11 protein-coding genes and 1 pseudogene are annotated in these 12,751 nt (G+C 69.1%); 9 read left to right on the forward strand and 3 right to left on the reverse strand.

Going from position 1 to position 12,751, the window contains the following annotated elements:
* Positions 1–198: 198 nt before the first annotated feature.
* Entirely contained in the window at positions 199–2,250 is a 2,052-nt protein-coding gene (locus ACFVV1_RS04095; RefSeq protein WP_389984144.1) for a PA14 domain-containing protein, read from the reverse strand.
* Between the two features lie 1,232 nt (positions 2,251–3,482).
* Between ACFVV1_RS04095 and ACFVV1_RS04100 the strand changes: the two genes are divergently transcribed.
* The 5 genes from ACFVV1_RS04100 (at position 3,483) to ACFVV1_RS04120 (ending at position 7,033) form a co-directional block, all read left to right on the forward strand.
* Positions 3,483–3,647 (forward strand): hypothetical protein, encoded by a 165-nt coding sequence (locus ACFVV1_RS04100; RefSeq protein ID WP_389984147.1) that lies wholly within the window; start codon positions 3,483–3,485, stop codon positions 3,645–3,647.
* A gap of 9 nt (positions 3,648–3,656) precedes the next feature.
* Entirely contained in the window at positions 3,657–3,950 is a 294-nt protein-coding gene (locus tag ACFVV1_RS04105; protein ID WP_389984150.1) for a Dabb family protein, read from the forward strand.
* Positions 3,951–4,147: 197 nt separating this feature from the next.
* Complete coding sequence (locus ACFVV1_RS04110; protein WP_389984153.1) at positions 4,148–5,032, forward strand: RNA polymerase sigma factor SigF; 885 nt, start codon at positions 4,148–4,150, stop codon at positions 5,030–5,032.
* Between the two features lie 236 nt (positions 5,033–5,268).
* Positions 5,269–6,135, forward strand: coding sequence for an RNA polymerase sigma factor SigF (locus tag ACFVV1_RS04115; RefSeq protein ID WP_266747420.1), 867 nt, complete (start codon positions 5,269–5,271; stop codon positions 6,133–6,135).
* A gap of 67 nt (positions 6,136–6,202) precedes the next feature.
* Complete coding sequence (locus tag ACFVV1_RS04120) at positions 6,203–7,033, forward strand: hypothetical protein (protein ID WP_389984158.1); 831 nt, start codon at positions 6,203–6,205, stop codon at positions 7,031–7,033.
* A gap of 41 nt (positions 7,034–7,074) precedes the next feature.
* On the opposite strand, the gene ACFVV1_RS04125 is transcribed toward ACFVV1_RS04120, so the two are convergent.
* On the reverse strand, positions 7,075–7,293 hold the full coding sequence (locus tag ACFVV1_RS04125; protein WP_389984161.1) for a hypothetical protein: 219 nt from the start codon (positions 7,291–7,293) through the stop codon (positions 7,075–7,077).
* A 459-nt stretch (positions 7,294–7,752) separates the two neighbouring features.
* Here ACFVV1_RS04125 and ACFVV1_RS04130 point away from each other — a divergent pair, with 459 nt between their 5' ends.
* The 4 genes and pseudogenes from ACFVV1_RS04130 to ACFVV1_RS04145 form a co-directional block, all read left to right on the forward strand.
* Positions 7,753–8,274 carry a MarR family winged helix-turn-helix transcriptional regulator gene (locus tag ACFVV1_RS04130; protein WP_389985110.1) on the forward strand — a complete coding sequence of 174 codons (522 nt, stop codon included), beginning with the start codon at positions 7,753–7,755 and terminating at the stop codon, positions 8,272–8,274.
* 23 nt (positions 8,275–8,297) lie between these two features.
* A complete protein-coding gene (locus ACFVV1_RS04135; protein ID WP_389984164.1) occupies positions 8,298–10,778 on the forward strand; it encodes an MFS transporter in 2,481 nt (826 codons plus the stop codon).
* A 154-nt stretch (positions 10,779–10,932) separates the two neighbouring features.
* Complete coding sequence (locus ACFVV1_RS04140) at positions 10,933–11,748, forward strand: YceI family protein (RefSeq protein ID WP_389984167.1); 816 nt, start codon at positions 10,933–10,935, stop codon at positions 11,746–11,748.
* A gap of 21 nt (positions 11,749–11,769) precedes the next feature.
* A pseudogene (locus tag ACFVV1_RS04145) lies at positions 11,770–11,841 on the forward strand (PPOX class F420-dependent oxidoreductase); the annotation flags it as partial.
* Positions 11,842–11,899: 58 nt separating this feature from the next.
* Here the strand turns inward: ACFVV1_RS04145 and ACFVV1_RS04150 are convergent.
* The gene (locus tag ACFVV1_RS04150) at positions 11,900–12,667 is read right to left on the reverse strand and encodes a TetR/AcrR family transcriptional regulator C-terminal domain-containing protein (RefSeq protein WP_389984170.1); all 768 of its coding nucleotides are present in this window, start codon (positions 12,665–12,667) and stop codon (positions 11,900–11,902) included.
* Between the last annotated feature and the right edge of the window lie 84 nt (positions 12,668–12,751).

Below are 12,751 nucleotides of genomic sequence, written 5' to 3' on the forward strand. Positions count from 1 at the left end.
TCATTCCGCGATCGCCTTGCGCATCTCGTGCGTCACGTCAAGGAAGCGCCTCCATCACGCATCGCTCACGCGGCGGGCGATGCTCGTCGGACGCTCGATCTTGTAGGCGCCGATGACCGCCGGGCACCCGCCAGCGGTCAGTGGCTCTCAGTGCAGCCAGGTACGGCCGGGCGCGCCTTGGCGCCCGGCCGTGTTCTGTCACTCCCAGCCGGTGGACGTTGCCGAGCCGGTGGCGGGCTTGGACTCGTTGCCGTAGATATCCACTGCGGTGATCGCGTAGTAGTAGGTGACGCCGGGCTCGATGTAGTGGTCCACGAGGTGGACGGGGGCGGGGCCGCTGTACTCGAAGATCGTGTCCGGTGAGTACACCTCGATGATGCTCCCCTTCAGTGGCGTGCTGTTGAGCCGATACTCGGGGGCGACGCGGACATCGGGGCTGGTGGATCGGTAAATGTTGAAGCCCTTGAGGTCGGCTTCGCCGCCGCTGGTCCAACTCACGTGCGTCTCACGGACGCCGTCGCTCGCCGTGAGGGCCCCGGGGACGGCGGGGGTGTCGCGGATGCTGCTGACGAACGCAGGGGCGGACGCGGTGCCGACGCCGTTGACCCGTACGAGCTTGTAGGTGAGCGGGACGTTCAGCGGCGCCGTGGTGTCCACGTAGTACGTCGCGAAGAGCGACAGCCGGGCGACCGGCTCGTAAGTGCCGCCCTCGCCTGCCGCGCGGTACAGCATCTGGTGGTCGTACCGGCCGACGGCGGAGCCGTTGGGCGGCTGGAAGGGGTCCCACCACAGTTCGATGCCGCCCGTGTTCTCACGGGCCAGCAGTCCCTCCGGAGTCGGCCAGGGGCCGGTGCCGGACCCGTCGAGCCGGGTGGCTGACGCGATGGCCGACGGGAGGGACTCGGCTCCGGAGGCGTCCACAGCCGTGACGTAGTACTGCGACAGCACACCCGTGGGCGCGGTGGGGTGATGGAGGCTGGTGGAAGTCACCGGCGTGGACGTCAACTTCGTCCAGTCCAGGTCCGCGGCGGACTTGAAGTAGACGTGGTATCCGGTCGACGTGGCTCCCGCGGGCGGCTTCCAGGTGACGGTGTTGCCGTCGTACCAGTCGTCGGCGGTCACCCCGGTGGGAGCGGCATCGGCGCCGACGGCCGGGCGCGCGGCGCTGACGGCCGCCGAGAACGCGGAGAGATTGCCCAGGCGGTCGGACGCGCGCACCTTGTACCAGTAGGTGACGCCTGGCTCGGCAGACGCGTCAGTGTAAGCCGGAATGACGACATCCCCTGAGCCCAGGCGGGTGAAGGTACCGGTGGGCGAGGTGGCCCGGTAGACCCAGTAGCCGGGGTAGTAGGGGTTATCGTCGGTGGTGTCGGGATACCACGTCAGCGTGACGGCTGGCGGTGTGCCCTTCGCCTTGACGCCGGTCGGCGCGGCCGGCCCCGTCTTGTCCACCGAGGTCACCGTCTGGGCGGCGGAGCGGGCGGTCTCGTTGCCAGCCTTGTCCACGGCGGTGACGGCGTAGCCGTACGCGTCGCCGGTGGCGGGCGGGGTGTCGAGGTACGACGGCGAGGTGACCAGGCCCGTGCCGCTGATCCTGGTCCAGGTGGTGGAGGTGCCGGTGCGGCGGTAGACGCGATACCCCGCCAGGTCCATCTCGACGTTCTTCGTCCAGGTGAGAATGGTCTTGAGGGTGCTGGTGCTGTAGGCGGCCTTCAGACCGGTGGGCGTCAGCGGCTTGACCTTGTCGACACTCGCGCTGGTGACCGGGGCGTACGTGAACTTCACGTTGGCCCTGCCGGTGAAGGCGGCGAAGTCGACACGGATGGTGTGGGTGCCCTTGGGGATCGTCACGCGGACGCTCTTGCCGCGCGTCGCGGAGACGTTCGACCACAGGTCGATCTTGCGGACCCCGTCGAGGTAGACCCGGATGCCGTCCTGAGCGGCGGCGGAGAAGGTGAACGGCCCGCCGGAACCGAAGTCGCGGCTCACGGTCCAGCGGACGCCAAAGTTGTCACGCGGCAGCGCAATGCCCGCCGGGTCACCGGTGCCGTAATTCTCGTTGATCGCCGTATCGCAGGTGGTCTTCTTCGGCGTACCGCTGAACGAGGTGTTCGCGTAGTACTTCGCCGTCCACACACCGGAGGCACAAGGCGTGGCCGCGTGCGCGGTGGACGCGGCCAGAGTCGCCACACCTGTGGCGGGTAAGAGCAAACCGAGCGCGGCGCAGACCGCGCGTTTGTTGATGCGCATGTGAAAGTCCCCTCCCCGGGGGGAATCTTTGCAAAGTCGCAGTAATAAGGAAAGCCTTCCGGCGAGGAAGGCTCGGCGTGCACACCCGCTCACGCCCGACGCTTCGCGACCCCCGGACGCTCAGGCTTTGAACAGACCTGCCCGTCCGTCGGATGACCAGCATGGACGAGCACCTACAGAGCCTGGGCGTGGTGGCGGACGTCGCCTCCCCGGACTATGCGAGGGCGATCCGGGCTATAGATGCTGCCGCGGACGGCCACTCAGAGCTACGACGATTGGCCGCCGCGGTCGCCGTCCATGGGCCTCCTGAGATCAATCGCCAGGCATCGTCTCTAGTCCAAAACATCTGGCTGCTGCGCACCGCTCTGGAAGTCGCTGCTGCAGTGGTGACCTCTGACGGCAGCGAGTCAACATTCGAAATCCCAGAAGCTGGCGCGGGGCCCCTGCAGAGCCGCAGAGACGAGATCACCGCTCGGAGGGAGGCACTCATCGCGCATATGAACGACGTCCTTGATCACCGTGAACTGAGGTCACCCCGCCGTCTCAGTTTCCGTCTCATTCATCGCAGTACGCGGCCGTCCGGAGCCGTTCAGCCTGCCGCGACGGGCGTGTGTCGGTACCGAAATGAACGCCAGTGAACGGCCCCGGATCACGCTCTGCACAGCACGAACAGAACTCGAAAGCAAGTGTGGGGAAACTCACCGAGGGTTCACATCCCTCCGCTACCGCTCTTGCGAAGGGCCCGACGCATCGCGTCGGGCCCTTCGAGTTTTCCGCACCGCCTCGCACCGACTCGTACCGACGCGCCATACGCACGCGGACCGGCTGTGGTCCCGGGCGCGACGGTCGTCGTACCCGGGACCACAGCCGGTCCGCGAAGTCCTGGTCGGGGGAAGGAGTCCTGGTCGGGGGAAGCGGCATCGGGGGGACAAGCCGCTTCCCCCGAGGAGAACAGGCCGTTCAAGCCCTCGCCGCAGTCAGGGGGAAGCTCGCGGCGAGGACCCCACAGTGACGTCCTGTCCCTCGCCCCTCGGGTTTCCTGCCGGATCCGCGGGGCTCCACCCTCCATCCTGCGGCCTCACAGAGGCCTCACGAGCGGGCAAAGGGCCCCGATGGCCGGGCCCTTGGTCCTTAAAGGCCGTGTGAGTGGTCGGAAACAACAGAGGGATACGGTCATTCGTGCGGATAGAATCGCCCGACTGCACAGGGGATCGAAGGGGAGGCAGGGGCTGATGGTGCAAGCGAAGAAGATAGTTCTCTACGTGATAGTCGTCTTCGTGGCGTACACGATCATCACGTCCCCGGAGCGGGCTGCCGAACTTGTCCAGGTAGGGTTCGAGGGCGTTTCGAGTGCCGCACAGGGCGTCGGCGACTTCATGTCCGAGCTCGTGAAGTAGGAGTACCCCGTGATCCGCCATCTGGTCCTGTTCAAGCTGAACGACGGCGTCGAGCGGGACGACCCGCGGGTCGTCGCCGGGGCGCAGGCCTTCCGGGAGCTGGAGGGGCAGGTCCCCGAGCTGGAGTTCTGGGAGTGCGCCTGGAACATCACCGACCGGCCGATCGCGTACGACTTCGCCATCAACTCCGCGGTCGCCGACGAGGACGCACTGAAGCGCTACATCGAGCATCCGGCCCATCAGGCCGCCGCCGCCCAGTGGCGCGCGTTCGCCACCTGGGTGATTGCCGACTATCCGTTCTGATCCGCCTGCTCCGCCTGCCGTAGCTGGTCCCCCGAGCCCCTCACCATTGCGGTGAGGGGCTTTTCTTAGTGTTTAAACCAAGTTGATCCCAACACGACGCTATACGGTGCTTGCACACAGTGGACATGTCTTGTGATGCTATGACCGCTTTTGACGGATGAGTTGACCGAAGTTGACCGCAAAGGGGTGGCGTCATCGTGCCGGCCAGTACAGCGCCTCAAGTGCCTCCCCAGACCGTCCAGACCGCCGAGACGGTCCAAGCAGCTCAGACGGTCCAGACCGAGACCCCCGACAGCACCGCGACGACGCCCGGCAGGACCAGGGGCGCGGACACCAGGGCACTCACCCAGGTCCTCTTCGGACAGCTCAAGAACCTGGAGCCGGGGACTCCGGAGCACGGCCGGGTACGAGCCGCGCTGATCGAGGCGAACCTGCCCCTCGTGCGGTACGCCGCCGCGCGCTTCCGGAGCCGCAACGAGCCGATGGAGGACGTCGTCCAGGTCGGCACGATCGGTCTGATCAACGCCATCGACCGGTTCGACCCCGAACGCGGTGTCCAGTTCCCGACCTTCGCGATGCCGACCGTCGTGGGCGAGATCAAGCGGTACTTCCGGGACAACGTACGCACCGTCCACGTCCCGCGCCGGCTGCACGAGCTCTGGGTCCAGGTCACCGGCGCCACCGAGGACCTGACCACCGCACATGGCCGCTCGCCCACCACCGCGGAGATCGCCGAGCGGCTGAGGATCTCCGAGGACGAGGTGCTGGCCTGCATCGAGGCGGGCCGCTCCTACCACGCGACCTCGCTGGAGGCCGCCCAGGAGGGCGACGGTCTGCCCGGACTGCTGGACCGGCTCGGCTACGAGGACCCGGCCCTCGCCGGGGTCGAGCACCGCGACCTGGTCCGGCACCTGCTCGTACAGCTGCCCGAACGCGAACAGCGCATCCTGCTGCTGCGCTACTACAGCAATCTGACGCAGTCACAGATCAGTGCGGAACTGGGGGTCTCCCAGATGCATGTGTCAAGGCTGCTGGCCCGTAGTTTCGCCCGACTTCGATCCGCAAACAGGATCGATGCCTAACCGGTTCGGGTAGGGCACTCGAAGTCCGGTTCGGACGGCCGCAATTGCGTCACACCCCCTGTTAACTGCGCAGATGCCACAAAGACTTGTCGACATGTCACTACAGCGTGTTGACGACATGTGACATTCTGCGGAAACCGCGTTTGCCGTGGCCTCGCCGCCGGTATTCAGGTGGAGGCTGCGTTCCTCCGATGGTCGCGGCTCCACGCGACCGTCCGCGACCTCAAGGGGGTGGCATGTCCGCAGAACAGGGCAGCTCGAAGGTGCTCACGCTCACGAAGAGCGCACCCGCACCCGTTGTGCTCACCAGCTCGCCGGAAGCCATCGACACCCGCACTCTGTCCCGCTCACTGTTCCTGCGGCTCGCCGCGCTGGGGCCCGCACCGGGCCCCGATGGAACGGACAGCCCGGAGCGTGCCTATGTACGGGACACACTCATCGAGCTCAACCTCCCGCTGGTGCGGTACGCCGCGGCGCGGTTCCGCAGCCGCAACGAGCCGATGGAGGACATCGTCCAGGTCGGCACGATCGGCCTGATCAAGGCGATCGACCGGTTCGACTGCGAACGGGGCGTGGAATTCCCGACGTTCGCGATGCCGACCGTCGTCGGGGAGATCAAGCGTTTCTTCCGCGACACCTCGTGGTCGGTGCGCGTCCCGCGCCGGCTCCAGGAGCTGCGCCTCGCGCTGACCAAGACCAGCGACGAGCTCGCCCAGAAGCTCGACCGTTCGCCGACCGTGCCGGAGCTGGCCAAGGCGCTCGGCGTCTCCGAGGAGGACGTGGTCGACGGCCTGGCCGTCGGCAACGCGTACACCGCCTCGTCGCTGGACTCGCCCTCGCCCGAGGACGACGGCGGCGAGGGCTCCCTTGCGGACCGGCTGGGGTACGAGGACTCGGCGCTGGAGGGCGTCGAGTACCGCGAATCGCTCAAGCCGCTGCTGGCCAAGCTTCCGCCGCGCGAGCGCCAGATCATCATGCTGCGGTTCTTCGCCAACATGACCCAGTCGCAGATCGGCGAGGAGGTCGGCATCTCGCAGATGCACGTCTCGCGCCTGCTGACCCGTACGCTCGCCCAGCTCAGGGAAGGGCTCATCGCCGACTGACCGCCGCGGACCGCCGCACCGCGGCGCGAGGCTTCCGATTTGACGGGCCGTCAGCAACACTGGCTCGATGCGACGTCAGATACGCGACTCGACCGGCCGCCGGGGCACCATGATCGCCGCCTCGGCGGCCGTGCTGTGTCTGGGCGGCACGTCGGCCGCCTGCGGCGGCGGTACGGCGAACGAGGGCTACGTGGCGGTCGGCGCGGCGGGCACAGGGCCGGAGAGACCGCTTTCCGGGACGGTGGCGCCGTCGGGGAAGGTGACGCTGGTGCCACTGGGCAGGGGCGGCAAGGACGGCGAGGACGCCAAGGGCGGCGGGAGTGCCAGGGGCCGGGCCGACGGCGACAGCGGGCCCTCGCCGGACGCCTCCGCCGACGCTTCCGCCGCCAGGGGCACGGGCGCTGCGGGCGGAAAACCCGGCCGGGCGCCGGGGGCTCCCGGCACGGCCGGTGCGGACAGTACGGGCGGTACGGGCGGTACGGGCAGCGGTAGCGGGGGCGGCAGTACGGGCGGCTCCGGCGGTACGGGAAGCGGCTCCACGGACCCCGCGCCCCCATCCGCACCCGCACCCGGCTCCACCCCGCCCGCGGGGCCTGCCGTGCTGGTGGCGGGCGCCCCGGAGCGGGCGGCCGCGGACGAGCGCTGGTGCGAGAAGGTGACCGTGGAGTTCCGTAACACCGGAGGATCACCGGCGCGGTCGGGGACGGTCACCTTCGCCACGCACGTCATCGGCGGGCTGGGGATCGACTGGGCGACCGTCGAGTCGTCCGCGCCGCTGCCCGCGCCGATCGACGCGGGAGCCGCGCGGACGAAGACGTACACCGTCTGCGTGGACGCCTGGCGGGTGCCCCTGGGCATGCATGTCGAGACCCGGGACGTCACCGCCGTATTGAAGTGACGGGTGGAAGCCGAAGCGCTACGGGCGAACCGGTGCGCCGGTCAGCGGAGCGCGAGCCAGGCGACCGCCCCGAGGACGACGATCACCGCGACGACGACGGCGATCACTCCGGTCCTCGGTCCGGCCGAAGCGGCCGAAGCGGCCGGCTGCTGCCGACGCTGCGGCTCGCCCTCGTCGACGAAGGCGCGGAACATCTGAGTGCTGCCGGCCGGGTCGTTGTTGCCCTCGGGGCCCTGCGGGGCGTGGGGGTTGTGTGCCATGTGCCAGGACCCTAGCGAACTCGGCGTTGCGGCCCAACCCCCGGGTCACCGAAGGGCCGTGGCCGGAGCCGGCGACCGGGTCCTGGAGGGACGCCCACCCCGCCGCGGAGTCGGTGCGAAAGGGGCGTACACCCCGCGTACCGGCGCCCCCGCGCACCGCGTGCACCTCGTGCACCCGCGTCCCGGTGCATCGCGTGCGCCCCGTCACCCCCGCACCCCTATATACGCCGCGGGGCCGCCCCGCACGCACCCCGGAACGGGCACCCGATCGCCCCACCTGTGGCAGGAGACACACCCGCCCCGAACCCGCCCCCCGCACGCTGGGCGTTTGACCCGCGCCCTACGCAGCCTTTTGCGTTCCTTTACTTCTGCAAGCCCCTTTTCGTTTGCCTTCAGCAACCAACGGATTCTATGGTTGCCCTAAGCAACAAGATGAACGATGGGATGTCTGGGGGGCCCGTGGCCGTACGAGGTCAGTACGAAGAACTGGCCCGGCAGCTCAGCGCCGTCGGAGCCGTCAAGCGGGGACTCGCCCGCATGTTGCCCCCCGAATGCCCTGGCGGCTCCGCCGCCGTACTGGCACTCCTCCGTGAGCACGGCGAAATGCGGATCAGCAGGCTGGCCGAACTGATGGCCATCGACATGTCCGTGACCAGCCGCCATGTCGCCCATGTGGCAGAGCACGGCTGGATCGAGCGGTCCTCGGACCCGGCGGACAAGCGGTCCCGCATCCTGCGGCTGACCCCCGCCGGACACGACCTGCTCATCGATCTGAACCGACGGATCACGGAACTGTTCGTCCACAACCTCTCCGACTGGACCGACGACGAAGTCGGACAGCTCAACACGCTGCTCGCCCGGCTGCGCACCAGTTTCGCCTGCCGCGGCCCCGGGGGATGCGCCCCCGGAAAGCACATCGGCGACTGCCGCCCGCGGCCCGCCGACAGCGACAACGATGTGCACACCCGTACACCTGTGTAACAGAAGCAAAGACAAGGAACTCAATGGCTACGACCACACCAGCCGGTGTGCGGGGCGGCCACGCCAAGCACGGGGGATCTTCCGACACCCCGTCCGGCATGCCGATGACACACCGTCAGATCATGGAAGCGCTGGCCGGGCTGATGCTCGGTATGTTTGTCGCGATCCTGTCGTCGACGGTCGTCTCCAACGCCCTCCCGGAGATCATCTCCGACCTCGGCGGCGGCCAGAGCGCCTACACCTGGGTCGTCACGGCCTCGCTGCTGGCGATGACCGCCACCACCCCCCTGTGGGGCAAGCTCTCCGACCTGTTCAGCAAGAAGCTGCTGGTCCAGATAGCGCTCATCATCTACGTCGCGGGCTCGGTCGTCGCCGGTATGTCGACCAGCAGCGGCATGCTGATCGCCTGCCGTGTCGTCCAGGGCATCGGCGTCGGCGGTCTCTCCGCCCTCGCGCAGATCGTGATGGCCGCGATGATCGCCCCGCGTGAGCGCGGTCGCTACAGCGGATACATCGGTGCGGTGTTCGCCGTCGCCACCGTCGGTGGTCCGCTGCTCGGCGGTGTCATCACCGACACCAGCTGGATGGGCTGGCGCTGGTGCTTCTACGTCGGTGTGCCGTTCGCCGTCATCGCGCTGGTCGTGCTCCAGAAGACCCTGAAGCTCCCGGTCGTGAAGCGTGAGGTCAAGGTCGACTGGACCGGCGCGTTCTTCATCAGCGCCGCCGTGTCGCTGCTGCTCCTCTGGGTCACCTTCGCGGGCGACAAGTACGACTGGCTGTCCTGGCAGACCGGCGTGATGCTCGCCGGTTCCGCCGCGCTGGCACTGCTCTTCATCGCCGTCGAGTCCAAGGCCAGCGAGCCGATCATCCCGCTGCGTCTCTTCCGTAACCGCACCATCACGCTGGCCTCGCTGGCCTCGCTGTTCGTCGGTATCGCGATGTTCGCGGGCACCGTCTTCTTCAGCCAGTACTTCCAGCTGGCGCGCGGCAAGTCGCCGACGATGTCCGGTGTCATGACGATCCCGATGATCGCGGGTCTGTTCGTCTCCTCGACGGTCTCGGGCCAGATCATCACCAAGACCGGCCGCTGGAAGGTCTGGCTGGTCAGCGGTGGCTTCCTGGTCACCGCCGGGCTCGGACTGCTGGGCACCATCCGGTACGACACCACGTACTGGCACATCGCGGTCTTCATGGCCGTCCTGGGCCTCGGCATCGGCATGATGATGCAGAACCTGGTGCTCGCCACGCAGAACCAGGTCGCTCCGTCCGACCTCGGCTCGGCCAGCTCCGTCGTCACCTTCTTCCGTTCCCTCGGTGGTGCGATCGGCGTCTCGGCGCTGGGCGCCGTCATGGCGAACCGCGTCACCCACTACGTCAAGGACGGTCTCGCGGAGCTCGGCCCCAAGGGCGAGGCCATGGGCCACGGTGGCACCGGCGGCGGGGGCATCCCCGACGTGCACGCGCTGCCCGAACCGTTCCGTACGGTCGTGGAGAGCGCCTACGGGCACGGTGTCGGCGATGTCTTCCTGTACGCCGCTCCGGCCGCGCTGATCGCCTTCCTGGTCACGATCTTCATCAAGGAGGTCGCGCTGAAGACGAACGCCGCCAACGACGCCCCGGCCACGGCCGCGGCCCCCGTCGCGGACGCGGTCGAGGCTCCGGCCACCGCTCCGTCCTCCCCGGTGATGTCCCCGGCCGCATCGGTCACCACCCTGGAAGCCCCCGTCGCCACCCTGCAGGGCACGGCCGTGCACGGTGTGGTGCGCGGCGCCGAGGGTGCGCCCGTCGCCCGGGCCGCCGTCACGCTGATCTCGCTGGCCGGCCGGCAGCTGGGGCGCTCCGTCGCCCAGGCCGACGGCAGCTACGGTCTGGACGCGCCGGGCTCCGGTTCCTATGTCCTGATCGCGTCCGCCGACGGCTTCCAGCCGCAGGCATCCACCGTGGTCGTCGGTGACGAGCCGCTCTCGTACGACATCCTGCTCTCCGGTACGAGCGGCCTGGCCGGGATCGTGCGGACCGCCGAGACCGCCGCGCCCGTCGAGGGCGCCATGGTCGTCGTGACCGATGTGCGCGGCGATGTGCTGGCCGCCGGCAAGTCCGGTGAGACGGGCGAGTTCACCTTCGGTGAGCTGGTCCCCGGTTCGGTGACCGTCGCGGTGAACGCCGCCGGGTTCCGTCCGCTGGCGCTGCCGGTGGACATCGGCGGCCAGGGCGTCACGCGGGTCGAGGCCGCGCTGCAGTCCGGTGCACTGGTGCAGGGTGTCGTGCGGGCCGGTTCCGGCCGGCGGCCGCTGCCGGACGCCCGGGTCACACTGGTCGACGCGGCGGGCAATGTAATCGCCACCTCGACGACCGGGGAGGACGGGGCGTACGCCTTCACCGACCTGGACACGGGCGAGTACTCGGTCATCGCGACCGGCTACCCGCCGGTGGCCGGCGCACTGACCGTGGCCGGTCGCGGGGTCGACGGCCACGACATCGAGCTCGCCCACCCCGGCGAGTAACCACAGACCCCTGGCGGGTCGGCGTTTCGAGCGGAGACGTTGTACCGGCCGGTGGAAATGGGCCCCGGTGGTGGGGACGGCAGGCAGGGGACGGCCTGCCGTCCCCGCCCCGGGGCCCGACTCATTGAGTCATTGAGCAAGGAGAGAAAACGGGATGGGACTTCGCGCACAGGTACGTACGCGGGACGGCTGGGCGGTCCAGCACGCGATCGTGACGGTCACCGACATGACCGGCGCGCAGGTGCTGCGGGCCGCCGCCGACGAGGACGGGGCGGTGCGGACCGACACTCCCCTGCAGGCCGGCGCGTACACGGTGATCGTCACGGCGGTCGGGTACGCCCCCGCCGCCTCCACCGCCCTCGTCACGGCGAGCGGGCGGGTCGAGGCCGGCACGGTGGTGCTGGCCCGCCAGGGCGGCGTGGAGCTGCCGCCGCCGGGCGCCTGGTCGCTGGACCCGGCACACTCCTCGGTGGGCGCGGTCGCCCAGCACCTGGGTATCTCCAGCGTGCACGGCCGGTTCACCGAGTTCAGCGGCCGGATCGAGATCGCGGAGGACGTACAGCAGTCGCGGGTCGACGCCGTCATCAGCGCGGCCGGCATCGACACCGGCAACGGCATGCGCGACAAGCACCTGCGCTCGCCGGACTTCCTGGACGCGGACCGGTTCCCGGAGATCACGTACCGCTCGAACGGACTGACCCCGGCGGGCCCCGACCGCTGGCTGGTCCACGGCGAGCTGACGATGCGCGGCATCGTGCGCCCGGTCGACCTGAACCTGAGCTACCTCGGGACGGGTCCGGACCCGTGGGGCGGGGTGCGCGCGGCGTTCAGCGCGACGGCGGAGCTGCGCCGCGAGGACTTCGCCATGAACTACAACCAGGTGGTGCAGGCGGGCATCTCCGCGATCGGTACGACGCTGCGGGTGGAGCTCGACATCCAGGCCGTGCAGGGTGAGTCCCTGCCGTCGTAGTCTGCGGACACGGCACCCCACATCGCCACGAACACCGCCGTGGAACTCGACGAGTTGCCGGCTTTCGTACGGCCCAGGCACCGGGCGATCCTGCCGGGTGCCGGGCACGGCCGTGGACGTGGGGCGCGGGTACTGAGGGACGAGCGAGGTCTCAGCGGCTCTCGCGGTCCCGCATCGCCTCGATGCCCGCGATCAGCAGATCCAGGGCGAAGGTGAAGTCCCGGTCGCGCATCTCCTCGACCGTGTCGCCGCCGCGGGCGTCCATCAGGTCCTGCGAGGCCTCGACGATCCGGCTGAGCTGCGGCTGGCTCCGGATGGCGCCCAACGCCTGCTGGAAGAACTCGTCCTGGCTGACCCCCGTCTCCGCGCTGCGCTGCACGAAGTGGGCCTCGATGGTGCCGAATCCGTAGACGAACTGGAAGACCGCGGAGAGCGCGCCGGTCTGCTGGTGCAGTGGCAGCCCCGTCGCCCGGATCACGTCCTGGATGGCGTGCGAGAACAGCATCGAGTACGGGCCCATGTTGAGGAAGTGACCGGCGAGCGGTGACGCCCAGACATGGCGGACCAGCAGTTCCCGGTAGGAGACGGCGAGTTCGCGCAGCCGGTCGTGCCAGTGCGCGTCCTCACGAGGGGGCGCGATCTCGCGGTAGACCGAGTCGAGGGCCAGCTCCAGCAGATCGTCCTTGGTGTCCACGTACCAGTAGAGGGACATCGCGGTGACGTCCAGCTCGGCGGCGAGCCGGCGCATGGAGAACTTGGCGAGGCCCTCGGCGTCCAGCAGCCGGACCGATGCCGCGGTGATCTTCTCCCGGTCGAGGCCGGCCGGCTGGTCCGATTTGCGGGCGCGCGACGGTGTCCGCTGTTCCAGCCACACACTGGTCCTGGCAGGGTTCTTCACACGGTCGGCCGCGGACACCATGTCGCACTCTCCTCGTCTTGCCGGCGGGGCGGATCGGATACGAATCCTTCGCGCGCACGGACCGGCTGGGTACCTGCCCGCACG

The organism is Streptomyces sp. NPDC058092 (assembly GCF_042884935.1).
In the GTDB taxonomy this organism is placed as follows: Bacteria; Actinomycetota; Actinomycetes; order Streptomycetales; family Streptomycetaceae; genus Streptomyces.

Bases quoted from the DNA above. Each gene is read 5' to 3' on its own strand.
- ACFVV1_RS04135 (WP_389984164.1), top strand. From the start codon at position 8,298: ATGGCTACGACCACACCAGCCGGTGTGCGGGGCGGCCACGCCAAGCAC.
- ACFVV1_RS04150 (WP_389984170.1), bottom strand. From the start codon at position 12,667: ATGGTGTCCGCGGCCGACCGTGTGAAGAACCCTGCCAGGACCAGTGTG.
- ACFVV1_RS04140 (WP_389984167.1), top strand. From the start codon at position 10,933: ATGGGACTTCGCGCACAGGTACGTACGCGGGACGGCTGGGCGGTCCAG.
- ACFVV1_RS04125 (WP_389984161.1), bottom strand. From the start codon at position 7,293: ATGGCACACAACCCCCACGCCCCGCAGGGCCCCGAGGGCAACAACGAC.
- ACFVV1_RS04095 (WP_389984144.1), bottom strand. From the start codon at position 2,250: ATGCGCATCAACAAACGCGCGGTCTGCGCCGCGCTCGGTTTGCTCTTA.
- ACFVV1_RS04120 (WP_389984158.1), top strand. From the start codon at position 6,203: ATGCGACGTCAGATACGCGACTCGACCGGCCGCCGGGGCACCATGATC.
- ACFVV1_RS04115 (WP_266747420.1), top strand. From the start codon at position 5,269: ATGTCCGCAGAACAGGGCAGCTCGAAGGTGCTCACGCTCACGAAGAGC.
- ACFVV1_RS04100 (WP_389984147.1), top strand. From the start codon at position 3,483: ATGGTGCAAGCGAAGAAGATAGTTCTCTACGTGATAGTCGTCTTCGTG.